The organism is Terrisphaera buseokensis, from assembly GCF_047521145.2.
Lineage (GTDB): Bacteria > Verrucomicrobiota > Verrucomicrobiia > Opitutales > Opitutaceae > ER46.
Genome location: NZ_CM134186.1, coordinates 5,693,717 through 5,719,682, shown reverse-complemented (window position 1 = coordinate 5,719,682; position 25,966 = coordinate 5,693,717). Strand labels below are relative to the sequence as shown.

Annotated in this window: 22 protein-coding genes; 12 read left to right on the top strand and 10 right to left on the bottom strand. The window is 64.2% G+C overall.

Annotated features, from left to right (window positions below):
• The first annotated feature begins 10 nt into the window (after window positions 1-10).
• The 4 genes from ACLJEU_RS21490 to fabF all read left to right on the top strand — a co-directional run bounded on the left by ACLJEU_RS21490 (window position 11) and on the right by fabF (window position 3,714).
• Window positions 11-1,186, top strand: coding sequence for a sulfite reductase subunit alpha (locus tag ACLJEU_RS21490; protein ID WP_414663803.1), 1,176 nt, complete (start codon window positions 11-13; stop codon window positions 1,184-1,186).
• A gap of 122 nt (window positions 1,187-1,308) precedes the next feature.
• Window positions 1,309-2,058, top strand: a complete 750-nt coding sequence (fabG, locus tag ACLJEU_RS21485) for a 3-oxoacyl-[acyl-carrier-protein] reductase (protein WP_414663802.1) — start codon at window positions 1,309-1,311, stop codon at window positions 2,056-2,058.
• 40 nt (window positions 2,059-2,098) lie between these two features.
• Window positions 2,099-2,362: an acyl carrier protein gene (gene acpP, locus ACLJEU_RS21480; RefSeq protein WP_414663801.1), complete on the top strand. Its 264-nt coding sequence runs from the start codon at window positions 2,099-2,101 to the stop codon at window positions 2,360-2,362.
• A gap of 101 nt (window positions 2,363-2,463) precedes the next feature.
• Complete coding sequence (fabF, locus tag ACLJEU_RS21475; RefSeq protein ID WP_414663800.1) at window positions 2,464-3,714, top strand: beta-ketoacyl-ACP synthase II; 1,251 nt, start codon at window positions 2,464-2,466, stop codon at window positions 3,712-3,714.
• Between the two features lie 60 nt (window positions 3,715-3,774).
• Here the strand turns inward: fabF and ACLJEU_RS21470 are convergent, their stop codons facing one another.
• The 3 genes from ACLJEU_RS21470 to ACLJEU_RS21460 all read right to left on the bottom strand — a co-directional run bounded on the left by ACLJEU_RS21470 (window position 3,775) and on the right by ACLJEU_RS21460 (window position 6,923).
• Window positions 3,775-5,577 (bottom strand): ATP-binding protein, encoded by a 1,803-nt coding sequence (locus ACLJEU_RS21470; RefSeq protein WP_414663799.1) that lies wholly within the window; start codon window positions 5,575-5,577, stop codon window positions 3,775-3,777.
• Between the two features lie 130 nt (window positions 5,578-5,707).
• A complete protein-coding gene (rpmB, locus tag ACLJEU_RS21465) occupies window positions 5,708-5,938 on the bottom strand; it encodes a 50S ribosomal protein L28 (RefSeq protein ID WP_414663798.1) in 231 nt (76 codons plus the stop codon).
• Window positions 5,939-6,032: 94 nt separating this feature from the next.
• The gene (locus ACLJEU_RS21460) at window positions 6,033-6,923 is read right to left on the bottom strand and encodes an SAM-dependent methyltransferase (protein WP_414663797.1); all 891 of its coding nucleotides are present in this window, start codon (window positions 6,921-6,923) and stop codon (window positions 6,033-6,035) included.
• Between the two features lie 136 nt (window positions 6,924-7,059).
• Here ACLJEU_RS21460 and ACLJEU_RS21455 point away from each other — a divergent pair, with 136 nt between their 5' ends.
• Both ACLJEU_RS21455 and tsaD read left to right on the top strand, forming a co-directional pair.
• A complete protein-coding gene (locus tag ACLJEU_RS21455; protein ID WP_414663796.1) occupies window positions 7,060-8,346 on the top strand; it encodes a S41 family peptidase in 1,287 nt (428 codons plus the stop codon).
• 1 nt (window position 8,347) lies between these two features.
• The gene (tsaD, locus tag ACLJEU_RS21450) at window positions 8,348-9,385 is read left to right on the top strand and encodes a tRNA (adenosine(37)-N6)-threonylcarbamoyltransferase complex transferase subunit TsaD (RefSeq protein WP_414663795.1); all 1,038 of its coding nucleotides are present in this window, start codon (window positions 8,348-8,350) and stop codon (window positions 9,383-9,385) included.
• Window positions 9,386-9,404: 19 nt separating this feature from the next.
• On the opposite strand, the gene rpoN is transcribed toward tsaD, so the two are convergent.
• Entirely contained in the window at window positions 9,405-10,925 is a 1,521-nt protein-coding gene (rpoN, locus tag ACLJEU_RS21445) for an RNA polymerase factor sigma-54 (RefSeq protein WP_414663794.1), read from the bottom strand.
• 26 nt (window positions 10,926-10,951) lie between these two features.
• The gene (locus ACLJEU_RS21440) at window positions 10,952-11,926 is read right to left on the bottom strand and encodes a serine/threonine protein kinase (RefSeq protein ID WP_414663793.1); all 975 of its coding nucleotides are present in this window, start codon (window positions 11,924-11,926) and stop codon (window positions 10,952-10,954) included.
• Between the two features lie 117 nt (window positions 11,927-12,043).
• On the opposite strand from ACLJEU_RS21440, the gene erpA reads away from it, so the two are divergent.
• On the top strand, window positions 12,044-12,361 hold the full coding sequence (gene erpA / locus ACLJEU_RS21435; protein WP_414663792.1) for an iron-sulfur cluster insertion protein ErpA: 318 nt from the start codon (window positions 12,044-12,046) through the stop codon (window positions 12,359-12,361).
• Between the two features lie 17 nt (window positions 12,362-12,378).
• On the opposite strand, the gene ubiE is transcribed toward erpA, so the two are convergent.
• The gene (ubiE, locus tag ACLJEU_RS21430) at window positions 12,379-13,080 is read right to left on the bottom strand and encodes a bifunctional demethylmenaquinone methyltransferase/2-methoxy-6-polyprenyl-1,4-benzoquinol methylase UbiE (RefSeq protein WP_414663791.1); all 702 of its coding nucleotides are present in this window, start codon (window positions 13,078-13,080) and stop codon (window positions 12,379-12,381) included.
• Between the two features lie 126 nt (window positions 13,081-13,206).
• On the opposite strand from ubiE, the gene ACLJEU_RS21425 reads away from it, so the two are divergent.
• Together ACLJEU_RS21425 and hisS are read left to right on the top strand one after the other, a co-directional pair.
• Entirely contained in the window at window positions 13,207-13,542 is a 336-nt protein-coding gene (locus tag ACLJEU_RS21425) for an HU family DNA-binding protein (protein ID WP_414663790.1), read from the top strand.
• Window positions 13,543-13,694: 152 nt separating this feature from the next.
• Window positions 13,695-15,008: a histidine--tRNA ligase gene (gene hisS / locus ACLJEU_RS21420; protein WP_414663789.1), complete on the top strand. Its 1,314-nt coding sequence runs from the start codon at window positions 13,695-13,697 to the stop codon at window positions 15,006-15,008.
• Window positions 15,009-15,059: 51 nt separating this feature from the next.
• Here hisS and ACLJEU_RS21415 read toward each other — a convergent pair whose 3' ends face one another.
• From ACLJEU_RS21415 to ACLJEU_RS21405, 3 genes are all read right to left on the bottom strand, one after another.
• Window positions 15,060-15,473: a cytidine deaminase gene (locus ACLJEU_RS21415; RefSeq protein ID WP_414663788.1), complete on the bottom strand. Its 414-nt coding sequence runs from the start codon at window positions 15,471-15,473 to the stop codon at window positions 15,060-15,062.
• A gap of 35 nt (window positions 15,474-15,508) precedes the next feature.
• The gene (locus ACLJEU_RS21410) at window positions 15,509-16,003 is read right to left on the bottom strand and encodes a methylated-DNA--[protein]-cysteine S-methyltransferase (RefSeq protein ID WP_414663787.1); all 495 of its coding nucleotides are present in this window, start codon (window positions 16,001-16,003) and stop codon (window positions 15,509-15,511) included.
• A gap of 76 nt (window positions 16,004-16,079) precedes the next feature.
• Window positions 16,080-18,347: a S9 family peptidase gene (locus ACLJEU_RS21405; RefSeq protein WP_414663786.1), complete on the bottom strand. Its 2,268-nt coding sequence runs from the start codon at window positions 18,345-18,347 to the stop codon at window positions 16,080-16,082.
• A 30-nt stretch (window positions 18,348-18,377) separates the two neighbouring features.
• Here ACLJEU_RS21405 and dgt point away from each other — a divergent pair, with 30 nt between their 5' ends.
• The 3 genes from dgt to ACLJEU_RS21390 all read left to right on the top strand — a co-directional run bounded on the left by dgt (window position 18,378) and on the right by ACLJEU_RS21390 (window position 23,918).
• Window positions 18,378-19,664 (top strand): dGTP triphosphohydrolase, encoded by a 1,287-nt coding sequence (gene dgt / locus ACLJEU_RS21400; protein WP_414663785.1) that lies wholly within the window; start codon window positions 18,378-18,380, stop codon window positions 19,662-19,664.
• 313 nt (window positions 19,665-19,977) lie between these two features.
• Window positions 19,978-22,509, top strand: a complete 2,532-nt coding sequence (locus tag ACLJEU_RS21395; RefSeq protein WP_414663784.1) for a DUF1592 domain-containing protein — start codon at window positions 19,978-19,980, stop codon at window positions 22,507-22,509.
• Window positions 22,506-23,918: a DUF1552 domain-containing protein gene (locus tag ACLJEU_RS21390; protein ID WP_414663783.1), complete on the top strand. Its 1,413-nt coding sequence runs from the start codon at window positions 22,506-22,508 to the stop codon at window positions 23,916-23,918. The genes ACLJEU_RS21395 and ACLJEU_RS21390 overlap by 4 nt, the downstream gene beginning before the upstream one ends.
• A gap of 138 nt (window positions 23,919-24,056) precedes the next feature.
• On the opposite strand, the gene ACLJEU_RS21385 is transcribed toward ACLJEU_RS21390, so the two are convergent.
• Window positions 24,057-25,874: a tetratricopeptide repeat-containing protein gene (locus ACLJEU_RS21385; protein ID WP_414663782.1), complete on the bottom strand. Its 1,818-nt coding sequence runs from the start codon at window positions 25,872-25,874 to the stop codon at window positions 24,057-24,059.
• Window positions 25,875-25,966 lie beyond the last annotated feature (92 nt).

Here is a 25,966-nt window from a genome sequence, read left to right as displayed (position 1 = left end):
CGGCTACCCCATGGCAGCGACTGTCGACACACCCACGTCCATTTATTCCAAGGACCGGCCGTTTCCCGCGCGGCTGACTGAGAACCGGCTGTTGAGCAAAGCCAGCTCCGCGAAGGAGACCCGCCACTTTGTGGTCGATCTGCGGGGCAGCGGCTTGCGGTACAAGGCGGGCGATTCACTCGGCATTTTTCCCTCCAACCGGCCGGCGGAGGTCGAGGAGATTTTGCAGCGGCTGGGCGCGCGGGGTGATGAACTCGTTTCGCCGCCTGCGCTGCGCCTGCCCGCTCCTGCGCCCCTGCGTGAGCTGCTCACAGAGAAGCTCGCGTTGTCCAAGCCCACGCGTCGGTTCATCGAAGTCCTCGCGGAGAAGGCCGCGAGTCACGACGAGAAGGCGCGCCTCGTCGGCCTGCTGGCGCCGGAGTCGAAAGACATGCTGACCGCGGTGCTCGAGGAGCGGGAATTCGTGGATTTCCTCGCCGAGTATCCGAGTGCGAAACTCACGGCGCAGGAATTCGTCGAGCATCTGCGCAAGCTGATGCCGCGGCTGTATTCGATCGCATCGTCGGCGCGGGTGTATCCGAGCGACGTGCACATCACGGTGGCGGTCGTGCGCTATGAGTCCAACCACCGCAAACGCGTGGGCGTGTGCACGACGTTCCTCGCCGATCGCGTGCAACTCGGCCGCACGCCGGTGCCGGTTTTTGTGTCGGACTCGCATTTCGGTCCGCCGGAGGACGGCGCGCGTGATTGCATCATGGTGGGACCGGGCACCGGCATCGCGCCGTTCCGGGCGTTCATGCAGGAGCGGGTCGCCACCGGCGCGACGGGGCGCAACTGGCTTTTCTTTGGCGACCAGCGGCGAGGTTCGGATTTTCTCTACGAGGAGGAGTGGACGGCGTACCTCGAGAAGAAGCAGCTCACGCGGCTCGACACGGCCTTCTCGCGGGATCAGTTGCTCAAAGTTTACGTGCAGGACCGGATGCGGGAAAACGCCGCCGAACTCTGGGCGTGGCTGGAGCGGGGCGCGCACTTCTATGTCTGCGGTGACGCGAAACGGATGGCGAAGGACGTCGATACGGCGCTGCACGCCATCATCGCCCAGCAAGGCAAACTCAGTCCTGAGCAGGCCGTCGACTACGTGAAACAGATGAAGAAGGACCGGCGTTACCAGCGCGACGTGTATTGAGCGCGGATGCGCAATGGCGGATTGCGGATTGCGGATTGCGGATTGCGGATTGCGGATTGAAATCTTTTCGGTGCGCTGGATTTTCAGTTGGCAATTCCCAATCCGAAATCCGCAATTAATTCATGCTCACCTTCAAGAATCGAACTGCGCTCATCACCGGTGCCGGCCGTGGCATCGGCAAGGCCATTGCCGAAACGCTGGCGAAGCACGGCGTGACGGTCATCTGCGTCTCAAAGTCGGCCGAGTCCTGCGGCGCCACGGCGGCCGCGATCGTGGCGGCGGGAGGCAAGGCCAAGGCCCTGGCGGTGGACGTCGCCGACGGCGCGGCGATCGCGCAGGCTTCGGAAGCGCTGCTGAAGGAGTTTCCCACCATCGATATTCTGGTGAACAATGCGGGCATCACGCGCGACGGCCTGCTGTTCCGGATGAGCGAAGCAGACTGGAACGACGTCATCGCCACGAATCTCACCAGCTGCTTTCACTGGACGAAACTAATTGGCCGCCCGATGACGCGCGCGCGGTGGGGTCGCATCGTCAACATCACGTCGGTGAGCGGCGTGATCGGCAATGCCGGCCAGGCGAACTACTCGGCGGCGAAGGCGGGCATGATCGGCCTGACCAAGACGCTCGCGCGGGAGTTCGCGGGGCGGAGCGTGACGGTGAACGCGGTTGCGCCCGGCTTCATCAAGACCGACATGACCACGGAATTCGTGAACAATCCCGAGGCGTCGGCGAAGATTTTGGAGGCCGTTCCGCTCAAGCGTTTCGGCGAATCCGCCGACATCGCGAATCTGGCAACCTACCTCTGTTCCGAGGAGGCTGGCTACATCACTGGACAAGTTTTTAACGTTGACGGTGGGATGGCGATGTGAACCCTCCGCTGAACCGCGCTTCCCCTCTAATATTTGCAAAATGGCTGACCAAAAAACTATCGAACAACGCGTCAAGGAGATCATCGTCAATCAGCTCAACGTGAACGAAGAGCAGATCACGCCGACGGCCTCTTTCCTCGACGATCTTGGCGCTGATTCGCTCGATACCGTCGAGTTGATCATGGCCTTCGAAGAAGAGTTCAAAGACGAGATCAAGGGTGAGATCCCGGAATCTGACGCGGAGAAGCTCCAAACCGTCGGCCAGGTCATCGACTACATCAAGGCGAAGGCCGGACAGGCTTAAGACCTCATCGAATTATTCTGGCGTTCTGCCGATTTCCCCCGCGGAAATTTCTGGCAGAACGCCTTTTTGTTTTCTGAATCCAACCGGCTTCGGCCTCGCCTATGGAAGTCCCTTCATTTTCCCAGCGTGTGGTGGTGACCGGCTTGGGCACCGTGACGTCGATCGGCCACGACGTGGACGCGTTCTGGTCGAGCCTGGTGGCCGGCCGCTGCGGCATCCAACGCATCGCGCAGTTTGATCCGTCGGAATTCGCGAGCCAGATCGGCGCCGAGGTGCGCGACTGGGATCCGGCATTGCACATGGATCCGAAGGAGGCCCGGCGCAACGACCGCTACACGCATTTTGGTTTCGTGGCCGCAAAGCAGGCCGTGGCCGACGCCGGGATCGAGATGACCCGGGAGGACGGCGACCGGGTCGGCGTCATGATCGGATCGGGTATCGGCGGAATGTATACGTTCGAGTCGCAGCTCAAGGTCCTGGCCGAGCGCGGTCCGCGCAAGGTGTCGCCGTTCACGATCCCGTCGCTGATCGGCAACATGTGCGCCGGGCTGGTGGCGATCGAGCTGGGCGCGCGCGGCCCGAATTTCGGCCTGGTCTCGGCGTGCGCGACCGGCACGCACGCCCTCGGCGAGGCCGCGCATGCGATCCGTCGCGGCGATGCGGACGTGATGATCGCCGGCGGCAGCGAGGCGGCGATCACGCCGTTCGCGTACGCGAGTTTTTGCGCGATGAAGGCGATGAGCACGCGCAACGACTCACCGCAGCGCGCGAGCCGGCCGTTCGATCGCAACCGTGACGGCTTCATCATGGGCGAGGGCGCCGGCGTGCTGGTACTCGAGTCGATGGCGCACGCGCGGGCGCGCGGCGCCCGGATCTATTGCGAACTCGCGGGCTATGCGGCGACGTGTGACGCGTTTCACATCACGCAGCCCGATCCCGAGGGCAAGGGACTCTCGATGGCCATGAAGCGCGCGCTCGCGAGCGCCGCGATCGCGCCCGAACAGATCGACTATATCAATGCGCACGGCACCTCGACGCCGTACAACGACAAGTTCGAGACCCTCGCGATCAAGAAGGTCTTCGGCGACCACGCACGCCGCGTGGCCATCAGTTCGACGAAGTCCATGACCGGCCATCTGCTCGGCGCCGCCGGCGGCATCGAGTCGGTGATCTGCGTGAAGACGCTGCAGTCACAGCTGATCGCGCCGACCATCAATCTTGAGGATCCTGATCCCGATTGTGATTTGGACTACGTGCCGAATGTGGCCCGTCCCGCCGCCGTGAAGGCCGTCCTCAGCAACAACCTCGGTTTCGGCGGCCAGAACGCGTCGGTGGTGTTCCGCGCGTTGTAGTGTCGGTGGCGGTGGGGCTCGTGGCTCCGATGGGAGCGCTGGCGGCGGACGTGCGGCGAGCTAGGCTCCGCTCGGCGGAATCCACCGCGCCAGGCAGGCTCGTAGTTCCTCCTGCTTTACGGGCTTGGCAAGAAAGTCGTCCATGCCAGCCGCGACGCAGGCGGCTCGGTCGCCGGCGAGCGCGTTGGCGGTGATGGCGATGATGGGGAGCGGGCGGCCGGCGAGGTGCTGCCGAATCCGGCGGGTCGCTTCGAAACCGTCCATCTCGGGCATCTGGCAATCCATCAGAATCGCGGTCCAAGTTTGACGGGTCGCGCATTCAACCGCGGTCGCGCCGTCACCCACAACCACCGGCGTGAGGCCGAGCTTGCGCAGGAGCAGTTCGATCACGCGCTGGTTCACGCGGTCGTCCTCGACGATCAGGACTCGGCCGGCCAGGGCGCCGGGTGAGGGCGCGGCGGCGGGCGGAAGAGGTTTGGCCGGGGCGGGAGCGAGCGGCAAAGCGAGCTCGAAACTGAACACGGAGCCCGCAGCGGGTTTGCACTGCACGGTGATGTGACCGCCCATCTGATTCACCAGTCGCTGCGAAATCGCCAGACCCAGGCCGGTGCCGCCGAAGCGTCGGGTCATCGAGCTGTCCCCCGGCGAAAACACGCGAAACAGCTTCGCCTGCGTGGCCTCGTCCATGCCGATGCCGGTGTCGCGGACATCGAAGCGAACCACGCACACCTGCTCCTGCTGGTGCACGGCCGCGGCGGCGATTTCGACGCGGCCGTTTTCCGTGAACTTGATCGCGTTGGCGGCGAGATTGAAGAGCACCTGTTTCACCCGGGCTTCATCCCCGGCGACGTACGCCGGCAGATCGGGTGGCAGCGTGACGAGGAGCTCGAGATTTTTCTGACGGGCGCGCGGCAGCAGGTCGTGGCCCACGGCGCGAAGGGCGTGGGGCAGCGCGAAGGCGGTTGAGGCCAGTTTCAGTTTGCCGCTCTCGAGCTTGGAGAGATCGAGGATGTCGTTGAACAGCCGCATCAGCGTGTCCGCCGATCCCATCGCGGTGTCGAGCTGCGCCTTCTGCTCGGCGTTGAGCGGGGAGTTTTCCAGTACCTGCAGCATGCCGACGACGCCGTTCATCGGCGTGCGAATCTCGTGACTCATGGTCGCGAGGAATTCGCTCTTCGCGAGGCTGGCGGATTCCGCGCGCGCCTTCTCCTGGCTCAGGGTGGCGACCAAGTCGCGGTTCTCGAAAATCAACCGCCACAGGTGCCGCAGATCGGCGTGATGCAGTTGCGCGGTGTTCAGCAGAAACAGGGCGTAGGTGATGCCGACACCGACAAAGGTCCATGCGCCTGAATCGGGCAGCACAATGAACTGCGCGAGCAGCGGCCCCATGGTGGTACCCACATAGATCCGGTAACTCCATGGCACCGATGCGAGGGAACGGGCGGCGCCGGCATTCATGCCCACGAGAATGCACACCAAGAGCAGGCACGGCATCAATTGATCCGGCGTGAAGTACAGCCATGCGGCTGCACCCCAAGTCACGCCGGCCACCGCGACACCGACGATGAAGCGGTGGCGCCACGGCTGGTGGTCTGCGACCGTGGTCGGCTGAGCGCGGGCGTAAGCCGCGTTCAAGGCCAGTCGGGCCAGTGAGACCGCGAGGATTGCGGCCAGCCAGCCGAGGTGCAGGGACAGCGGGTGAGCCTGAAACGTCCCGGCGACGAGCACGCACGCCAGGACCAAGTTGGAAAACAGCCCGAACCCCGCTGACCGATACAGCAAACGCGTCATCTCCGCCTCGACCTTGTGATCGATCTCCGCGCTGGGCGGATCGTTGGATGCTGGGAGTGCGGAGTTCAGCATACAGTGAATCGAGTGAACAAACGGTGCGGGTTTCAGGACGACGGGCAAGGGCGGGTCGTAAAAACAAAGCGCCCGCAGCCGGGGGGCTGCGGGCGCGAAGCAAAATGTAACTCGAAGACGGCTAACCTAATCAGGCCTTCTCGACCAAACCGGCCTTGATGGCCTTGACCGAGACCCAGACGCGCTTGGTGCCGCCGTTGGCGGTCTTAATCCGGATACGCTGCAAGTTGGGACGGAATTTGCGCTTCGTGATGCTGGTCACGTGCGTGCCGATGCCGCCGCTCTTCTTTGACTGACCCTTGCGATTGATGATCGAGCCTTTGACGGGACGGCGACCGGTGATTGCACAGATTCTGGCCATGATGGTTTCGAGTTGGTTAAAGGGTCGAAAGTAAAGGTCGCGCGGCAGTCGAAGCAAGGTGAATTTTGGTCGAGTGAAGACGGGGCGCTCGCGTTCAGCGGATCGCGTGCAGCACCTGGAATTTCTGGCCCATGTGCGCGGGATGCAACAACTGCATCAGGGCGAGCTTGCGTTGACTCAGACGCGACGCCTCGGCCGCGCTGGTGCGGGCAATGAACTCACCGGCCTGCCGGATGAAAAAGGCTTCCTGAAAGTCGAGCGCGGGCTCCGCAAAGCCGTGCTCGCGCAACGCGTCGCTCAACCCATCCCAACACACGTGGCAGGTCAGATCCTGGTGCCCGGGCCAGGCGAGCAGGTCGTCGGTCAACGTATGCTGGTAATAAGCGCGGGCCGTGCCGGCGGGCGTTTCCCCGAGCAAAGCGCGCAGCGTCTTGCCATAATCGAACGCGACAAAAAGTCCGTTCCACGGCTGCGCGACAATCTCCCGGGCGAGACGATCCGCGGCAAGCGGGCGATCAAAATGATAGCCCTCCGTCCCGGCCGGGGGCAGGTCCGGGGTGTCGCCGTCCAACTCGATTTCCAGCAGGGCGTCGCCGGTGAGCTGCACGCCCAGCGTCCGCCAACGCCCGGCGCGGTACACATTGCGTTCAAAGGGTTGCGCGTCGAAGAGTTCGTTCGAAAACACCACCAGCTCGCCCGCCAGCGCGATCGGTTCGCCCACGCGCAGCGTGCGCAGTGCGGCGAACGGATGCGCAATGCCCTGAAACGGACTCGCGGCCGGCTCGGCCCCAATCTCGATGAACGTATGTCGCGCTGGGTCGCGCCCGGCGGCGCGCAGACGGGTCGCGCAGGCGGCCGACACCAGTTCGCCGAAGAGAGGACCGCTGGTGCTCGACGTGTAGAAGTCGGTGCCCGGCGCATAGCCGACGCGGACTCGGGGCTGTCGGTAATAGCCGACCTCCGGGTGGTAAAGTGCGAGTGCCATGAACCGGTCGAACGACATCCGACCCGCGGCGTCTGCGTGCGCGCGAAAGACCGCGAGAAATTCCGGTGAAGCGGCGGGAGGCGGGACAGTCGACGAACCCATTTACAAACGCATGCGGATGGCCACAGTGGCCCGCATGTTCAAACGCATTCTCACGCTTGTCACCGGCGCCGGGCTCGGCGTTGCGCTGATGGTGGCGGGACTGCGCGTGGCCGCCGCGTGGAATCTGTGGCCGAATCGCGACCTCTCGCGCTCGGCCGGCTACGTGAAGGACGTGATGCGCCTGGTGAACGAAAACTACGTCGACGAGAAGGCCGCCACCTACGACCAACTCGCGCGCACCGCCTTGCACGGGATGATCGAAACCCTCGATCCGCACTCCCAGTTTCTCGAGAAGAAGGACAATGAGGAGTTCGAGGAGGATCTTACGGGCGAGTTCGGCGGTGTCGGTATCCAGGTGGAGACGCGCCAGAATCGCATCGTCGTCATTGCGCCGCTGGCTGGCACCCCGGGCGAGCGCGCCGGGATTCAGCGCGGCGACGAGATCGTCAGCATCGACGGCAAGGTCGTGGAATCCGCCGGCAACATCGATGGCATCGTGGGCCGTCTGCGCGGGAAGCCTAAGACCAAGGTCATGCTCAGCCTCTACCGGCCTTCGACGCAGGGCACGCTTAACCTGACCCTGGTCCGCGAAATCATCAAAATTGAGAGCGTTCGCGGCGTGCAGATGATGGATGGCGGCATCGGCTACGTTCAGCTCACCGAGTTTTCCGATCACACTGCGGCGCAGTTTCGCCGGGCGATCGAGAGCCTTTTGCGCCGCGGGATGAACAGTCTGATCATCGATCTGCGCAACAATCCGGGCGGCCTGCTCGACGCGGCGGTGGAGGTAGCTGAGCCGTTCTTCAGGAAGAAGGAGCTGATCGTCTACACCAAGGGCCGCAAACCCACGGACCGCGAAGATTTCCGGTCCGAGTCGGATATTGCGCCCGTGACCGTGCCGTTGGCGGTGTTGATCAATGCCGGCAGCGCGAGTGCCGCGGAGATTGTCACCGGAGCGCTGAAAGACACCGGCCGCGCGATCGTGATCGGCGAACGATCCTTTGGCAAAGGATCCGTGCAGTCCGTCTTCAAGCTCGAGAACGGCGAAGGCCTGCGTCTAACGACGGCGCGTTACTACACTCCCGGCGGCGCGACGATTCACGAACGCGGCATCACGCCGCATGTTGAAGTGGTGATGACGCCGGAAGAGGACACACGGCTGGCGCGGCAGCGTTCGCGCCCGGACATCACGGATCCGGCGGCATTCAAGGAACGCTTTGGATTCGAGCCGGTGATCGACCGGCAGCTCGAGACAGCCGTGGCGATGCTGAAGGGTGTGCGCCTGTTTGCCGAACGCGGAGCGGAGCGCGCCACGCCCTGAGATGATTCTCGCGCTCGAGAGCTCGTGCGACGAAACCGCCGCCGCACTTTTTGATCCTGCCCGCGGGCTGGTCGGCGAGTGGATCCACAGCCAGATCGCGTTGCACGAAAAGCACGGTGGCGTGGTGCCGGATCTCGCCACGCGCGAACACCTGCGGACCTTTGCGCCGTTGCTTGAACGTGCGCGGCGCGAGGTGGGCCTTGAGGCCGTGCAGACCATCGCCGTGACCAACGGTCCCGGGCTGGCGGCGTGTCTCGCAATTGGCGTGGCCGCGGCCAAAGCGCTCGGCCTGGCCTTGAACGCGCCCGTCATCGGCGTGAACCACTTGCGCGGCCACGTGTGGTCGCCGTTCATCGCGCTCCACGCTGAGGCGCCGGAGGCATTCGATCTTCGGCTCGCGGAGCTGCTGCCTCATCTTGGATTGATCGTGTCGGGCGGGAACACCCTGCTCTTCACCGTGGATGCGACGCGTCGCATCAGCGTCCTGTCGTCGACGCGCGACGACGCGGCGGGCGAGGCGCTCGACAAGGGGGCCAAGTTGCTTGGCCTCGGTTACCCGGGCGGTCCGTTGATTGAGAAACTGGCTGCGGGCGGGCGGGCCGATGCCTACGATTTTCCGCGCGGCATTGGTCGGCGTGATGAACTCGATTTCAGTTTCTCCGGCCTGAAGACCAGCCTGCGCTATCTCCTGGAAAAAATGCCCGCGGCCGAGGTGGAGGCGCGCCGGCCTGATTTGTGTGCGAGTTATCAGCAGGCGGTGGTGGACGCGCTGGTGCGCAAAGCGAGTGCAGCGCTGCGGCAGGGGGCGGGGACGTTTCGCAGTCTCGGGCTTTCGGGCGGCGTGGCGAACAACCGGACGTTGCGTGCAGCGCTGGCCGAAACGGCGGCGCGTGCGAATGTGCGTTTCCTGGCCGCGCAGCCGGCACACACGGGCGACAATGCCGGGATGATTGCATTTGCCGCCTGGGCCGACCGCGCCGGAGCGGACGTTTCGTCCGGCCTCGCGCTGCGCATCGAACCGAGCGTGGCGCTGGCGTGAGCAGTGCGCGGACTCCGGGTTATTTGTAGTCGCGTCGGAGGTTGCTGGGCAGAATGCCCAGTTCCTCGCGGTACTTCGCCACGGTGCGACGGGCGATCGTGATGCCCTTTTCCTGCAGCTTCGTGACCAGCTCCTGGTCGCTCAGCGGGGCCGCCTTGTCCTCCATGTTGATGAGGTCGGCGATCATTTCCTTCACGCTCGTGTTGGAAACGGAGGCGCCGCTTTCGGCCTGGTAACCCGGGGTGAAGAAATACTTGAAGTCGAACACGCCGTGCGGCGTGCGCACATACTTGTTCGCGATGGCGCGGCTGACCGTCGTTTCATGCACGCCCACCACGTCGGCGATCTGCGTCATCGTCAGCGGCTTCAACGCCGACACGCCGTTCTCGAAAAATTCCTTCTGCGCGTTGATGATCTCGCGGGTGATGCGCTCGATCGTGCGCTGACGCTGCTCGATGGAGTCGATCAGGAACTTGCCGGAGCGCATCCGCTCCCGCAGGTAATCCCGCTCCTGCTTGGAAAGCGTGCCCTTCGCTATGAGATCGCGGTACGTACTCGAAATCCGGAGACGCGGGATATAGTCGCTGTTGAGATTGATTTTCCAGTCCTCGCCCTCGCGCTCGACCGTGACGTCCGGCACGACCACGCGGTTGTTGTCCTCGGCGAAACGGCGGCCCGGCGCGGGGTCGAGTTTGCCGATCTCCTCGATCGCCGATTGCACATCGTCCGCGTCCGCACCGAGCTTCCGCGCCAGTTCCGGGATGCGACGCCGCGTGAGCAGCTCGAAATAATCGCGAATCATCCGGGCGGCGAGGGAGCCGCCGCGGCTTTTCGCCACAAGTTGCGCCAGGAGGCAGTCCGCCAGATCCGCCGCGCCGATGCCCGCGGGATCGAACGTGCGCAGGACCTTGAGTGCCGCCTGTACGGCGTCGAGCGCCAGGCCGGTTTGCAGCGCGATGTCGGCGGGCGTCTGAGTGAGAAAGCCGCGGTCGTCGAGGCAACCTACGAGATGCTTCATGGCTTCGAGCTCGGGCGGCTTCAGCTCGGTCATCTCGGCCTGTTGCATCAGGTGCTCCTGCAGCGAAGTCTCGCTGACGAGCGAATCGAAGAAATGCTGGCGGCGTTCCGCGTCCTCGGAGGTGTAAGGCTGGGCGCCGCCGACACTGGCCATGTGGTCGCGCCAGTCCTCGTCGAGTTTGCCCAGGATCTCAAATTCCTTGTCCTTCGAGAAATCCATCTCGTCGCGCTTCGGTTCGCCTTCCGACTGATCCGACGGGGCGGAAGCGTCATGACTGGAATCGCCATTGGAGTCCGAGTCGCGATCCGTCGCGTTGTCCTCCGGCGACTTGTTGTCGAGACTCTCACCCTCCATCGGGAGTTCCTCGAGGGTCGGATTGCTCTGCAATTCCTCCTGGATAACGGAGCGCAGATCGAGCGCGGCCACCTGAAGGATTTTCAGGGAGTGCCGGAGCTGCGGCGCGAGGACCAGCGACTGCGTTTGTCGCTGACGTAGATCTTGGCTAAATCCGGGCCCGCTCATGTGGATGATGTCGACGTTCGTTCATCTCAGATGGGGGCGCGGGAAGAAAGCGAGGGAATGACAGGATCGCGGACGCCGAACAATTCCTTGATGTAAACAGCAAGTTTCTCGTTCGTGGGACCGTAGCGATCGCTGTAGAGGTAAAGTTCCAAATCGGTCAGCATGTCCGCCGCGGACTGGTAGCGTTTGTCCCGGTCCCGCACGAGCGCGCGCTGGATGATGGCCTCAAGGCGAGGTTCAATTTCGGGACGCAGTTTCGAGAACTGCGGCACCGGCATCGTGAGAATGTTGCGGCGCGACTGGGCGCGGTCGCTCGAGCGGAAGATGTTTCGCCCGAGGAGCAGTTCCGTGAGCACGATGCCGAGTGGAAACAAATCGGCGCGTGCGTCGGTGATGGCGTAGCTTGCCTGCTCGGGAGACAGATACTCGTCCTTGCCTGCGATGACCTTGCCTTCCTCATTGTACATCAGGTCCAGCGCCTTCGCGATGCCGAAGTCCGTGAGCTTCACGTCGCCCTCGTATGCCAGCATTACATTCTTCGGACCAATGTCGCGATGGACGATGTTCAGATGCCGACCCTCGCGATCGCATTTGGAATGCGCGTAGGTCAGACCGCGGGCGACGCGTGAAACGATGAAGGCCGCGAGGTCGACCGGCACGGCCTTGCCGAGCTTGCGGTGCTGGTCGATGAACTGCTCCATGTTCACGCCGCGCACGAACTCCATCACCATGAAATACTGTCCGCCGACCTGGCCGAGGTGGTACGTCTGGACGATGTTCGTGTGGATCAAGTCCGCGACCAGACGGGCTTCACCGATGAAATTATTTTGGAATTCCTCGATGGCCGAGTACTCCTCGCGAATGAGTTTTACGGCGACGACCTTGCGGAAATTCCCGGAGCCGAGCTGCTGCGCTTCATAGACCACGCCCATGCCGCCGTCGGCAATCTTGCGCGTCATCTCATAGTGGAGCTCGTTGAAAATGTGTTTGATCGACGCCACTGGACTTCGAGGAAAGGTGTGGCGCGGGGGGCTTGCAAGAACGGTTTCCTGAATAGGCGCGAAATTTGCTGTGAGCTCGTTTGACAGCGCGTTTACCAATCGTAGGGTCCGCGCACGATGATTACTCTGACGCCACGTGCGGCGAAGCAGGTGCAGTCCATGCACGCGGAGTTAAACGCTCCGCAGAAGCAACTGCGGGTGTTGGTCGAGTCCGGCGGGTGTTCGGGATTTCAATACGGCATGTCGTTCGACGAGCCGAAAGCGGAGGACACTCACCTTGAGAGCGAAGGCGTGAAGTTCGTGATCGATCCGACCAGCCTCGCTTATCTGCAGGGATCGTCCATCGATTTTGACGACGGCCTGCACGGCAAAGGATTCGAGATCAAGAATCCGAACGCGCAAAGCACCTGCGGCTGCGGCAAGTCATTCAGCTGAGTCTCGGCCGGGTTCGCTTACTTCACCGCTTCGTGCAGGGCGACGATGCCCACAGTCATTGCTCGCGCGCTGACGTTCGAGAAGCCTACGGCCTTGATTTCTGCCGCAAGCGCCGGTCGGTCCGGGAAGTCGCCGATGGTGCGGTTGAGATAGACGTACGCCGCGCGATCTCCGGTGACGATGCCGGCGATGAACGGCAGAATTCGGCGCAGGTAGAAATAGTACAGTGGTCGGAACCAGGCGTGAGGTTGGGAAAATTCAAGGACGTAGAGCCTCCCGCCAGGACGAAGAACTCGGCGCATTTCGCGCAGGCCCTTCGCGCGATCGGCCAGATTGCGCAGGCCGAACGAAATCGTCACAGCGTCGAATGTCGCGTCGGGCAGCGGCAGCGCCAAGCCATCGCCCTGCCGGAAAGTGACGTTCTCGAACTTAGTTTTGCCGGCGGCCAGTTTCTTGATTTCAGCTTCGTCCAGCATCGGCTGGCAGAAGTCCATCCCCACGATTGCGGTCGATTTTTCCAGCCGGCGACTCAGCGCAAATGCGACATCTCCGCTTCCGGTGGCAAGATCGAGCACGTCCCGCGGCGATTTTTCGCGGACGGCCGCAACAAGTTGTCGACGCCACCACGTGTCGATCCCGCCGCACAACAATAAGTTGGCAAGGTCGTAGCGGCGCGCGATGCGCCCGAACATAGAATTAACTGCAATTGGGTCCGGCATGGGCCGATAAGCTAACGTATTCGGAACGCCTGTGATGCAAACTGGTCATAAGGGTTGACGCAATTCGAAGGATGCAAATAATTTAACCTGCTTCAGATCAATACGGCCCAAGCACAAGGAACAGCCATGTCTAACCTTACCAAACGCGAAATAGTCCTGGAGATCTACCGGAAGTCTGGGTTCCCGCAGAAACAGATCGTTGATACCGTGCAACAAACGCTCGATATCATCCAGAAGGCGCTGGCGAATGGGCGCAATGTCGAGTTGCGCAATTTCGGAGTGCTCGAAGTGCAGGTGCGCAAACAGCGCATCGGCCGCAATCCCAACAAGCCTGAGGCCGAGGTGGTGATCCCGCAGCGTGCGGTGGTCAAATTCAAGTCCGGCAAGATCCTCAAGCAGCAGCTGAAGAAGCTCGATCTCGCCAAGTTGCAGGGCAACGAGAGCGCACCGCCGGTCGCCTGACCGCGTTGGGAGAACCTGCAGCGGAAAGACTTCGCTGCAGTCGACTCCAGTCTGCGTAAGTAAACCACGGATCGCGATCCGGGGCGGAGCCTTGCGCGCTTCGCTTTTGCTATCGCGCTCGGCGAGGGGGCTTCGCCACGATGAGGACTCTCATGGCCACGTTTCAGACTCTGCCCGGTTTCCGCGAATTCTATCCCGAGGACCTTGCCCGTCGGAATCACATTTTCCGGCTCTGGCGTCAGACTGCCACCACCTTTGGATTTTCGGAGTACGATGCGCCGGTGCTGGAGCCGCTTGAGCTCTACAAGGCCAAGTCCGGAGACGAAATCGAAACTCAGCTTTTCAGTTTCACGGACAAGGGCGGCCGGGACGTGGCCCTGCGGCCCGAAATGACTCCCACCGTCTGCCGCCTGGTGGGGGCGCGGGCCAGCGCGTTAAAGCGGCCGATCAAGTGGTTCAGCATCGCCGAGTTTTATCGCTACGAGCGGATGCAAAAGGGCCGCGGCCGGTGTTTCTTCCAGTTCAACGCCGACATCTTTGGCGAACCGGGCCCCGAGGCCGAGATCGAGCTCATCGCGCTGCTGGTGCAGTGCCTCTGCGCGTTTGGCCTCACCGAGCAGGATTTCCACGTGCGGCTCAGCGATCGGAACCTGTGGTTCTTCTATCTCGAAGCGCTGGGCCTCGATGAGTCGCGGGCCCGGGGAGTTCTGAGCGCGGTCGACAAGTATGAAAAACTTGGAGACGACGCCTTCAGGGAATATAGCGAGGCGTTTGGCCCCCTCGATCCCGAATTGAAGTCGAAGATTCTGGCATTCCTGGGAACGAAGTCGCTCGCCGCGCTCGAGGCCACCATCGCCACACTCGGCGGTGAAAAGCTCGGCACCCGCTTGCACGACTGGAGGCGTCTGCTGGGCGCGCTCGATGCCATGGGATTGGCCCGGTTTGTCGAAGTGGACCTGAGCGTGGTGCGCGGTCTCGCCTACTACACCGGATTTGTCTTCGAGGCCTTCGATCGCAAAGGCGAACTTCGTGCTCTCGCGGGCGGCGGCCGCTACGACGATCTGGTGCAGAAGCTGGGCGGTCCGGCTCTGCCCGCGGTCGGGTTTGCAATCGGTGACATGACCTTTGCGCTGTTGCTCGAACAGCGCGGCCTCATGCCGGCCTTCGTCCAGGCCCCCGACGTCTATTGCGTCATCGGCGGCGAAAAGGAAAGGCTCGCCGCGTTCGCCGATATCCACGCGCTGCGCGCAGCCGGCTTCCGGGTCGACTACCCGATGCGCGAGCTGGCCTTCGGCAAACAATTCAAGGCAGCGGCCGAATCCGGCGCGAAACTCGCGCTGATTTACGGCGGCGATGAAATCGCCAAGGGCGTCGTGAAAATCCGCGACCTCACGCAGCGAACCGAAGTGGAAGTGCCACGCGCCCAGGTGGCCGCCAGCGTCAGGGATTTCATGACCGGATCATAAGCGCATTTCGTGCGCAGATTCTCTGCGATCAGGAGCGAGCCGGCGCAGACGCTACTTCAAATCACGCGGGCCAAACGCCTCCGGTAACAGTTTGGCCAGCGTTGTCACGGCGCGGTGCTTGGAGTCGCAGACACTCACGATGCCCGCGTCCGGTCCGAATTCGTTGATCACCTGGCGGCAAGCGCCGCAGGGCATGGTGGGGCGCGGAGTGGGAGTGTAGACCACGACCGCGGTGATGGCGCGTTCGCCTGCCGCGATTGCGGTGAAGATGGCAGTGCGTTCGGCGCAATTGGCCAGGCCATAGGAGGCGTTTTCCACGTTGGTGCCGGAGTAGATCCGGCCTGAATCCGCGAGAACGGCGGCACCGACTCGGAATTTTGAATACGGCGAATAGGATGCCTTGGCGGCGGTCCGAGCCGCGCGTTCCAGGCGGCGGAGCAGGGCGGCGGAAATCGGTTCGGGCATGGCGTGAAACAGCTACCCGATTCCAGAGGTGCCGTCTACTCCGCGAGCAGTTGGGCGCCTTCGAGCGCGAGCAATCTGACTTTCGTCGCCACGCCGCCCGGGCCGGAAAAGCCTGTCATTTTTCCGGTCGCGGCCACGATGCGATGGCACGGAATCAACAGCGGCCACGGGTTGTCGCCGAGCGCGTTACCCACCGCCCGACTTGCAGCCGGCGGCAGCCCGATCGCGGCCGCGAGATCGCCGTAGCTCGCCGTGTGCCCTGGCTTGACCTCAAGGGCTGCCTTCAACACCGCGCGCACGAACTCCGGCACGCGGGAAAAATCGTAACGCACGTCCGCGAAATCCTGCGCTTCGCCGATCAAATGCCGCTTCACGCGGTCCACGATGTCGCCCACCCAGTGCGGTGGTTCAGCCTCGGTGTTGCCGCTGGCCGGACGCTCCGGATCAGGGAGGAGAAAGCGCGTGAGACCGGTGTCGTTCCAAGCGATGGCACACGTGCCGAGGGGAGTACTGAACGTGGCGTGGGGCATCGCGGGGCGGGGAGGCACGACCAGCGTGAGGAAAATCTCACCCGGCTCAAGCTGCAGTCACGGTGCATGTCCAAAATTAATCGCCGATGAAACGGCGGAAAAATTCCTCATACCGCACGAGCGTGTCGACGCGTTGCCGCGGTTCACCACTCCGGCTGAGCTCGTGCGTCGCCCGGGGATAGCGGGCGTATTCCACCGGCCGGCCCAGAACCTTCAGCGCCTTGTAAAGCATTTCGCCCTGACGAACCCCGGTACGCAGGTCGTTGTCCCCATGCTGAATCAACAGCGGGGTCGTGATCGCGGCGACGCGTAGAAAAGGGGAGTTGGCGTCCAGAATCCGACGGGTCTCCGCCTCCCACGGGTAGCCGCCAAAGTGATAGGGCACGAGTCGCCATGCATTTCCCTCCCCGAAGAACGTAATGAGGTCGTACACGCCGCGCTGTGCCACCGCCGCTTTGAAGCGCTGATCCTGCGTGAGAATCCAGGCGGTCAGGTAACCGCCGTAACTTCCGCCGGTGACCACGGCGCGGCTGGCGTCGACCCACGGCTCCGCCGCAGCGAGGTCGGCTGCCGCTAGGACGTCCGCTCCCGGCCCCGGTCCCCAGTTCTGATAATTCCCGCGCTGAAATTCATAGCCGTAACCGCCGGATCCACGGGGGTTGGAAAACACGATCGCATAGCCCCGCGCCGCGAAGAACTGGAACTCGTGCCACATCGACGGTTCGCCTGGACCCCACATCGCCGAGGGGCCGCCGTGAATCTCAAGCAGCAACGGATATCGCTTCCCGGCCTCGAAGCCGGGCGGGCGCATCAGCCAGACGTCTATCTTGACGCCGTCGGGACGCACAATCTCCCGCGGCTCCATTGTCGCGAGCCGTTTGCCCTGCAGCCAGACTTGGTTGTGCGTCGTGACCGGCGCCGGTTCGTGACGCGCGATGGCCGACACCACGATCTCCCCGGGGCTGGCGGGTGAAACGCGCACGTAAGCGATTCGGTCGCGAGTGAGATCAAAGGCGGTCACGCCAGTTCCTGCGGACGTGAACACCGTCACATCACCACCCGTGGCGGCGACGCGGTGAAGAGGGAAATCTCCGCGCGACGCGGCGACGAACCACAGCGACGCGCCGTCGGCCGACCAACGGAGTTGCGACACCGAGCGGTCAATCGAAAGGCCGAGCAGACGCGCCGGCTTCCCGTCGGTGGTCCACCGTCCGATGCGCGTTTGCGCGAACGATTCCTTGGCCACTTCGCTGGCGAGAAACGCGATGGCGTTTCCATCCGGCGAGACGATGGGCGACGATGTGACGTAGCCCGCCGGCGTGTCCAAGCGCTCGCGGCTCCGGCCGTCGACGGAAATGCGCAGGAGATCGTTGGCGCGCATGCGATCGGGATGCTCTTGTTGCGGCGTGGCAAAGCGACCGGTGACGACGATCCATTTTGCATCGGCCGACCATGCCGGCGCGCTCCCGCCGTCGAGGGAGCCGGGCGTTCCGCCGACGCTCTCGTAGTCGGGCGCGAGGGCGCGGGGTTCGGCGCCTTCACGGGCCTCGATCACGTAGAGGTTGGTAAATTTGAGCTGCGGCTCGAGATCCCCTTCGCCGAGAAAATTGAGGCGCGTGATCACCCGCGGGCTGCCTTCGGCTTCGTTTTTCGCGAGCCAGTCGCGTCGTTCGGCGAGCGTGCCGTCGGCCTGGTTGATCCGGGGTGTCGCGTTCGCCCCGGCCTTGCGATTGGGATCCTTCTTAAACCAATCGGTGGTATCGCCCGGCTTTCGGTTGGGTCGTTCGAGATCCCACGCGATCGGCGCGGCGGTCCCGGAATTCTTTTCCAACGCCGCGCCCACTTCGCTCGCGTTGAGGGCGAGCGTGAAAGCCAGCATGCGTCCGTCGGGCGACCAGCGCGGGTTGGCGACAGCCTGGTCGAGCTTGGTCAGGACAAACGCTTCGCCGCCTTCGACCAAGGGCAGAATCCACAGTTGCGCCTTGCCCGGTTCGCCGCGCGTGAACGCGATGCGGCGGCCGTCGGGGCTCCATTGCGGCCCGGCGGTCACGGGTTCGCCAAACGTGAGTTGCCGCGGCGCAGTCCGGCCGTCTGCGGCGACGAGCCAGAGCTGGGTTCGATAGGTGAGATCGCCGGCGGGGCCGGGTTTTTCCACGACGTCCCTGACGGTGTAGGCGATCCATTTGCCGTCGGGCGAAAACGCGGGCGCCGCGAGTTGCCGGATCTGCAGCAGGTCGGTGGCGGTGATCAAGTCCGTCGGCGGCGTGGAGCGGGATTCCGCGCCCACCACGGAAAACGCAGCGGCGAGCGCGCAGAGCCAGAGCGCGCGAAACGAGGGGCACATAGGAGTTGCATCGTGCGTGAGGCCTGCTTCGTGTCGAAACGTTTCCCGATGCCAAACCGGTTCTACAACGCCTTCGATTGCGAGTCCCTGGGTGGAGGGCGAAAACGCGATTATCGCACGCCGTTCCAGATGGATCGGGACCGCATCATCCACGCGCACGCCTTCCGCAAACTGCAGTCGAAGACGCAGGTGTTTCTCTCCGGCGAGTATGATTTCTACCGGACGCGGCTGACGCACTCGATGGAGGTGGCCCAAATCGGCCGATCGATCTGCGCGTACCTGCGCTCACGCGGCGGTCCGATGCGGGATGACTTCCACCTCGACAGCGATCTCGTCGAAGCCGTGTGCCTGGCGCACGATCTGGGGCACCCGCCGTTCGGTCACTCGGGCGAGCGAACGCTGCAGGAGTTGATGGTGAAATGGGGCGGCTTCGAGGGCAATGCGCAGACGCTGCACCTCCTCACCGAGACCATTTATCAGAACGAAACCGGCGTTCGCGGCATGGCGGCCACGCGCGCGCTGCTCGACGGCGTCTTGAAATACAAGAAGCTGTTTCGCGAGTTTCCCGCGCCGCCGACGAATCACTTTCTCTACGACCCGCAGGAACGGCATCGCGCGTTTGTCCTGGGCGACGCGACGATTCCGGCCGAATTTCACGCCGGAGAAAAACTCAACGCGCTCAAGAGCGTGGAGTGCCAGATCATGGACTGGTCCGACGACGCCGCCTATTCGCTCAACGACATCGTCGACGGCGTAAAGGCGGGCTTTCTTTCCATTGAGCGCATTGAGCCTTGGGCGGCCGGACAGGCGCTCGACGCCGAGAGCCAGCGCTGGCTCGACGAGCTGTTCGCCGCCATTCGGGGCGACCGGCTCGAGAGTGTGTTTGCGCAGAAAATCGGCGGTTTCATCACCGCGTGCCGATTGCGCGAACGGACGAACTTCATGTCGGCCCAGACGAACCGCTATCGTTTCGAACTCGTCGTCACGCCCGCCGCCGAACGCGAAGCGGCCTTCTACAAGCGGATGGCCAACGATATCATCTTCGAAAGTCCGCAACTGCAGCAGATGGAACACAAGGCGCGGCGGGTGTTGTTCGAGCTCTGGGACTCGTGCTGGCGTAACTACGTCGAAAAGGGGCCGCGCGTCATCAACATCCTGCCGCCGCGCGTCGGCCGCTTGATCAATACTGAGAACACCGCCGCCGGCAAAGCCCGCCAGATCTGCGACTGGCTCGCCGGGCTTACCGACGGCATGATCGTCCGCACCTACCAGCGGCTGTTCGATCCGGAGTTCGGCAGTATCCGCGACCTGAGTTAGCCGATGCACCCGCTCTCCAAGGGCGCTGCATCCGTCGGCCACTGTTCAGGTTAGGCTGCGGGCGCGCCTCGGCGGCCGGCTCAGCGGGAGCGCGGGCGTCCCGCCCGCATCCGAAGCGTTACGAAATGCGGGCTGGAGCCCTGCGCTTCCGGGGTGCGGTTGGGGTGGGCGCGACGTCGCTCGCGGCCCGCTCGAAGTATTGTCGTTGGAGCGCGAAGGCGCATTGATTTTTCGAGCAAAAGGAACAGCGTCACCACAACCCCGCTTCCTTCGTCTTCCGCCCGTGCGCCGCGCTTTCGCTTCACTCCCTGCAATGACCGTATCCTCCGTACTTTGTCGCGCCGGCTTGGCGCTGTCGGCGGCCGGGCTCATCGCGGGAAACGCGGCTGCCGCGACGGCCCCGGCGGCGACTGCGTTTCACCAGAAGATCGAACCGCTGCTCTCGAAGTATTGCTACGATTGCCATGGCGGTGGCGTGGCGAAGGGCAATGTCACGCTGGATGAGTTTGCCTCGGACGCCGACCTTCTCGCCAAACGCGAACTATGGCTGGCGGCGCTGAAGAATGTGCGCGGCGGTTTGATGCCACCCCACGAAGAGGGCGAGGGCGTGCGGCCGACTGCCGGGGAAATCGAGACGCTCACGCGCTGGATCAAGTACGACGCCTTCAACATCGACCCGCGTAATCCTGATCCCGGTCGGGTGACGGCGCGCCGGCTCAACCGGATCGAGTATCGGAACACGATTCGCGATCTGATGGGTTACGATTTCAACAGCGAGGTCGAGTTTCCGCCTGACGACAGCGGCAACGGTTTCGACAACAACGGCGATGTCCTGACGCTCTCGCCGCTGCACCTGGAAAAATATCTTTCCGCCGCCGAGATGATCGTCGACCGTGCGGTGCCGCAGGTGGCGCGCATCATCCGCGAGCGCACCTCGGTCGGGAAAGACTTCCGGGCCGAGAACGGCGGCGGCAATGGCGAGCAGCTCAATGCCCGCCGGGCGGCGAAGGTCTCCCGCACGTTTTCTGTCGACCACACCGACACCTATCAGCTGGCGATTGAACTCGAGGTGCGCGGCTCGTTCGATTTCGACGCCAGCCGGTGCAAACTCATCTGCCGGGTCGATGGCCAGGAGCGCTTCGTCGAGGACGTGGCCTGGAGTGAACGCAAAACCTTGCGCCACGAGCTCGAGGAGAAGTGGACCGCGGGCAATCACGTCGTCTCGTTTGAAGTGGTGCCGCTGGCGTCTGCGGGCGCGGAAACCGCGGCCACTGAGGCTGCACCTGCAGCGGAGACGCGCAACGCCACGGGCAGCACGGCTCCGGCGCCACGCGGCCGGGGTTTCACGCCGAGCGCAACCAGCGTCAGCGTCCGCGTCGCAACGGTGCAGGTGCGCGGACCGATGAACCCGAAACTCTGGACGGCACCGGAAAACTACGATCGCTTTTTTCCGCAGGGCCCGGCGTCCGCGGATCCGTTGGCGCGCGACGCGTACGCAGCCGAGTTGCTGCGGCGTTTCGCCACGCGAGCCTTCCGACGCCCGGTCGACGAAGGCAAGGTCACCCAATTGGTGGGCATTGCGCGCCACGTTTTCGCGCAGCCGGGCAAAACCTTCGAGGAAGGCATCGCGCGCGCGATGATGGCGGTCCTCGGCTCGCCGCGCTTTCTGTTTCGCATCGAGGACGCCGAGCCCGCTGCCGCCGGCACCGCCTTTGTGCCGATCGACGAATACGCGCTGGCCTCGCGCCTCTCTTACTTCCTCTGGTCCACGATGCCCGACGAGGCGCTGTTCAAACTGGCCGAGCGCGGCGAGCTCCGGCGCGACCTGCCGGCGCAGGTCAAGCGGATGCTCGCGGATCCCAAGGCCCAGGCCTTCGTCCGCAACTTCACCGGCCAGTGGCTGCAGGCGCGCGATGTCGAGTTCGTGCCGATCAACGCCCGCGCGGCCCTCGGCCCCAATGCCCCGCGGAACCGGGACGGACGCGTCGAATTCGACAGCGCGTTTCGCAAGCTGATGCGCAGCGAGACCGAGATGTATTTCGATTACATCATCCGCGAGGACCGCAGCGTACTCGATCTCGTCGACAGCGATTTCACCTTCCTGAACGAACGCCTCGCGCAGCACTACGGCGTGCCGAATGTCACGGGCGACACGATGCGTCTCGTGAAGCTCCCGGCCGACAGCCCGCGCGGCGGCGTGATCACGCAGGGCACGGTGCTCGCCGTGACTTCGAATCCCACCCGCACTTCGCCGGTGAAGCGTGGGTTGTTCATCCTCGAAAACATTCTCGGCACCCCGCCGCCGCCTGCGCCGCCCAACGTGCCCGACCTCGAGGAGGCGAAGAAGGAGTTCAAGGGCCGCGAACCGAAATTGAGCGAGATGCTCGCGGTGCACCGCGCCAACAAGCTGTGCAGCTCGTGCCATTCGCGCATGGATCCGCTCGGTCTCGCGATGGAAAATTTCAATGCCATCGGTGGCTGGCGCGACACCGATGCGGGCCAGCCGATCGAACCCGCGGGCCAGTTGGTGACGCAGGAAAAATTTACCGACGTGCGCGACCTCAAACGCGTGCTGCGGCGCGATCGCGCGGCCGACGTCTATCGCTGCCTCACCGAAAAGCTCCTGACCTACGCGCTCGGCCGCGGCCTGGAATATTACGATGTCCACACCGTCGACGAGATCGCCGCCCGCCTCGACCAGGAAGGCGGACGCATGTCGGTGCTGCTTTCGGGCGTGATCGAGTCGCCCGCGTTTCAAAAACAACGGGCGCGTCCGCCCGCCGCCCAGTCTGTTTCCCAGCTGTCTTCGTCTCCCCGCGTCAACCCACCGGATTCCCGCCCATGAACTCACCCGCCTCGCGTCCGTCCGATGCCGCTGCCCAGCGTTACCTTGCCCTCAACCGCCGCCAGTTCCTGCGCGGGCTCGGCGCGTGCGTGGCCCTGCCCGTGTTTGAATCGGCCTTGCGTCCGGTGGTGCGCGCCGCGACGGCCCCGGCGGCGGCTGGCGGACTCGGCGTGACTTCGTCTGGTGCGCCGCTCCGCATGGCGTTTGTCTATTTCCCCAATGGCGCGCACCAGGCCAACTGGTGGCCCACCGGCGAGGGTGCGAGTTTCAAGCTGGGGAAAACCATGCAGCCGCTCGCACCGCTGCAGCAGTCGATCCAGGTGCTCGGCGGACTCGATCACAAGAACGCCACCGCGGGCAACGATGGCGCCGGCGATCACGCGCGGGCCAATGCGACGTTCCTCACCGGCGCGCGCGCGCGCAAGACCGACAGCACCGACATCCAGGTCGGCATCTCTGTCGATCAGATCGTCGCGCAGAAGATGGGACATCTCACGCGCTTCTCCTCGCTCGAGCTCTCCTGCGATTCCGTCCGCAAATCGGGTCGCTGCGACTCGGGCTATTCGTGCGCCTACCAGTACAATCTTTCGTGGGCGTCGCCAACGACGCCCGTGGCGCCGGAATCGAATCCGCGATTGGTGTTCGAGCGGCTCTTCGGCACGGGCGCGCCGGGCGAACGGCAGAGTAATTTCCGGATGCGGCAGGAAACGCAAAAGTCGCTGCTCGATTTCGTCATGGAAGATGCCCGCTCGCTGCAGCGCCAGCTCGGCCGGAACGATCAGGAGAAACTCGACGAGTATCTCACCGGCCTGCGCGAGATCGAACAGCGCATCCAGCGCACCGAGCGTTTCGGCGATCTGCCGAATCCGCACGCCGACACGCCCGCCGGCATTCCGCCGAACTTCGGCGATCACATGGACGTGATGTTCGATCTGCTCGCGATGGCGTTCGAGACGGACTCCACGCGCGTCTCGACCCTCCTTCTCGCCGGCGACGGCAGCAATCGGGCGTATCCCCAGATCGGCATCCCCGAGGGCCACCACTATTGCTCGCACCATCGCAACAACGACGAGCTGATGGAGAAGATCGGGAAAATCGATCTCTACTACATGGAGCGCTTCGCCCGTTTCCTGCGGAAACTCGAGGAGAAGAAGGACGTCGACGGCCGCTCCATCCTGCACAATTCGATGATCGTCTACGGTTGCGGCAACTCCGACGGCAACCGCCACACCCACGACAATCTGCCGATCGTCCTCGCAGGCGGCGGCGGCGGCACGTTCAACGCCGGGCGCTATTCGCAGCTCGGGTCAAAGCCGATGAGTAATCTGTTCCTCAGCATGACCGACCGCATGGGCGTCAAGGGTCTCGAACGGATCGGCGACTCTAGCGGACGCGTGACGGCCGTCTGACGCGGAGCACCGCCGGCACCCGTTCGGGGGCACCGCTGTCGCTGCGTGCGCCAGCCTTCCGGAAGAACTCCCGCGAATCACGCGAACGGACGCGAATTACGGCCTTTCGCGTCATTCGCGGGCCACTGAATGATCGGCTCAGTGCGCCGTGAGATGGAAGCGGTACAGCGGCAGCGAGCCGTAGCTTTTCGCGAACGTGGTTGAGCCGAGGTACTCGAACGCGAAGTCCTCGAGTCCCGCCTCCGCGCACAACGCCGCGAACGGCTCCGACGTGAAGATCTGGTTCTCGGCCGTGATCGGTTCGATGCGAGCGGCGAGGGCGATGTTCACCCCGACGAAGTTGGTGCGGCCGGTGACTGGATCGTGGATCTGCGACACCGGGCCCGCGTGCAGGCCGATGCGCAAACAGATTTCCGGCGGCAGCCCGAGGGCGGGCGTGCCCTGCGTGGCACCCTCGCGCAGCTGCAGCGCGAACTGCCCGGCATCGCGTACATCTTCGAAGACCAGGAACAGACCGTCGCCCCACGTGTTGGCGAACAGCGGCGGGCGGGGACTGAGCGCGATCAAGCGGGCAACCCCGCCAAGAAACTGGCGCGTGTGCTCCACCACCTGCTCCTCACGCAGTTTGCTGTAGCCCTTGCAGTCGGAGAACAAAAAGCCGCGGATCGCGCGCGATTCGGAGGCTTGCACAGGTGCGGGCGTCGCCGCCGGGAGGACGATCGGACCGCTGTGATCCGGGTGGATGTTTTCCGCGGCGATACCGAGGTCGTGCAGGCGCTGTACGGCCCACGCGGTGCCGCCCGAGCCGTCGCCGGGCCGTCCGTCCCAGAGCACGATCGCGCGCACCTCGGTGTCGAGCTGGCGGGCGCGCAGGCGGGCGAGGCCGATGAGCTGCCGCGTGGCGTAGTCGAAGGCGACCCCGTCGGCGTGCGAGCTGTGGCGGTTGGCCACCCGCACCGCGGTCGCCTGCGTCAGCACCGTTTCGAAACGTTCCGCCCACGCCGGCGCCGCCGGCGTATCCACGCTGGCCGCACGGAAGGCGTCTTTCTCAAGCGCGAGCACGATCTGGGTCTCGGCTCCGACCTCATGCAGGCACTCGAGGAACAGCAGGTCGCCGCCGCGCGCGGCGCCGGCATAGCCGATGCGCGTGCGGCTCGCCGCAATGGCCGCGCGGATACGTTCACGCACGGCCGGCACCATGGACTCCGGAAAGCGTGGCACGGCGCGGCCCGGCGCATCGGTCAGATGCCCGAGAAACAGCGTCACCGGCGCGATCTGAAAGCAGGCGTCGCACGCCGCTGCGCGACCGAGCGTGTGCTGCGCGATCGCCCGCGCCTGCCGCCGCGTACTCGCGAGTTGATCCGGCTGCGGATTCAACGCGGCCGCGCGGGTGTAGAGCGCGCACGCGTGGTCCAGGTCCCCGCGGATCAGCGCGGCTTCAGCCCGGGTCGCCACGACCCAGTAATCCTGTTCCGGTGCCCGGGCGGCGCAGGCTTCCGCGCGTCGGGAAAAGTGCATCGCCTGCTCCGGCTCGTCGAGCCACACGCTCAGCGCGGCGGCGTTGATCCCAGGATAGTATCCCTGCGGATCGCCTGCCGCCTCGGCCGCCGCGAGACCGCGGGCATAGCTCGCGCGCGACTCGCGCAGCGCGGCGATCCGTGACGCCGGATCGACGGCCTGGGCCGCGAGATCCTTCCATACGCGGCCGTGCAGGCCCAGCGTTTCCGGGTCGTGGCTGCCGTGAGCGATCAGCGCATCGAGCACCTCCCGCGCACGCTGCAACGACCCGGTCCGCGCGAGCGCGTGCGCCTGCCGCTGGCGCAACACGACGTCATGAGGAAAGTGAATGAGTCCCTCACCCGCCGTGTCGTAGGCCGTGAAAGGATCGAGCCGCCAGCTCGCGGCGCTCCGCCGGTGATATTCATCCAGGCTCAGCGGGGGAGGACGCGCGCACATGGTGGAAATCTGGCGAGACACCGGTGCCGGTGGCAATGCCGCGCGTGGATTCGGGGACGACCGGCTGCCCTGCCACTTGCTCGGGCTGGGGC

What these genes read in the sequence shown, in the direction of transcription:
- ACLJEU_RS21490 (WP_414663803.1), top strand. Translation starts at nt 11, where the DNA reads ATGGCAGCGACTGTCGACACACCCACGTCCATTTATTCCAAGGACCGG.
- fabG (WP_414663802.1), top strand. Translation starts at nt 1,309, where the DNA reads ATGCTCACCTTCAAGAATCGAACTGCGCTCATCACCGGTGCCGGCCGT.
- acpP (WP_414663801.1), top strand. Translation starts at nt 2,099, where the DNA reads ATGGCTGACCAAAAAACTATCGAACAACGCGTCAAGGAGATCATCGTC.
- fabF (WP_414663800.1), top strand. Translation starts at nt 2,464, where the DNA reads ATGGAAGTCCCTTCATTTTCCCAGCGTGTGGTGGTGACCGGCTTGGGC.
- ACLJEU_RS21470 (WP_414663799.1), bottom strand. Translation starts at nt 5,577, where the DNA reads ATGCTGAACTCCGCACTCCCAGCATCCAACGATCCGCCCAGCGCGGAG.
- rpmB (WP_414663798.1), bottom strand. Translation starts at nt 5,938, where the DNA reads ATGGCCAGAATCTGTGCAATCACCGGTCGCCGTCCCGTCAAAGGCTCG.
- ACLJEU_RS21460 (WP_414663797.1), bottom strand. Translation starts at nt 6,923, where the DNA reads ATGGCACTCGCACTTTACCACCCGGAGGTCGGCTATTACCGACAGCCC.
- ACLJEU_RS21455 (WP_414663796.1), top strand. Translation starts at nt 7,060, where the DNA reads ATGTTCAAACGCATTCTCACGCTTGTCACCGGCGCCGGGCTCGGCGTT.
- tsaD (WP_414663795.1), top strand. Translation starts at nt 8,348, where the DNA reads ATGATTCTCGCGCTCGAGAGCTCGTGCGACGAAACCGCCGCCGCACTT.
- rpoN (WP_414663794.1), bottom strand. Translation starts at nt 10,925, where the DNA reads ATGAGCGGGCCCGGATTTAGCCAAGATCTACGTCAGCGACAAACGCAG.
- erpA (WP_414663792.1), top strand. Translation starts at nt 12,044, where the DNA reads ATGATTACTCTGACGCCACGTGCGGCGAAGCAGGTGCAGTCCATGCAC.
- ubiE (WP_414663791.1), bottom strand. Translation starts at nt 13,080, where the DNA reads ATGCCGGACCCAATTGCAGTTAATTCTATGTTCGGGCGCATCGCGCGC.
- ACLJEU_RS21425 (WP_414663790.1), top strand. Translation starts at nt 13,207, where the DNA reads ATGTCTAACCTTACCAAACGCGAAATAGTCCTGGAGATCTACCGGAAG.
- hisS (WP_414663789.1), top strand. Translation starts at nt 13,695, where the DNA reads ATGGCCACGTTTCAGACTCTGCCCGGTTTCCGCGAATTCTATCCCGAG.
- ACLJEU_RS21415 (WP_414663788.1), bottom strand. Translation starts at nt 15,473, where the DNA reads ATGCCCGAACCGATTTCCGCCGCCCTGCTCCGCCGCCTGGAACGCGCG.
- ACLJEU_RS21410 (WP_414663787.1), bottom strand. Translation starts at nt 16,003, where the DNA reads ATGCCCCACGCCACGTTCAGTACTCCCCTCGGCACGTGTGCCATCGCT.
- ACLJEU_RS21405 (WP_414663786.1), bottom strand. Translation starts at nt 18,347, where the DNA reads ATGTGCCCCTCGTTTCGCGCGCTCTGGCTCTGCGCGCTCGCCGCTGCG.
- ACLJEU_RS21395 (WP_414663784.1), top strand. Translation starts at nt 19,978, where the DNA reads ATGACCGTATCCTCCGTACTTTGTCGCGCCGGCTTGGCGCTGTCGGCG.
- ACLJEU_RS21390 (WP_414663783.1), top strand. Translation starts at nt 22,506, where the DNA reads ATGAACTCACCCGCCTCGCGTCCGTCCGATGCCGCTGCCCAGCGTTAC.
- ACLJEU_RS21385 (WP_414663782.1), bottom strand. Translation starts at nt 25,874, where the DNA reads ATGTGCGCGCGTCCTCCCCCGCTGAGCCTGGATGAATATCACCGGCGG.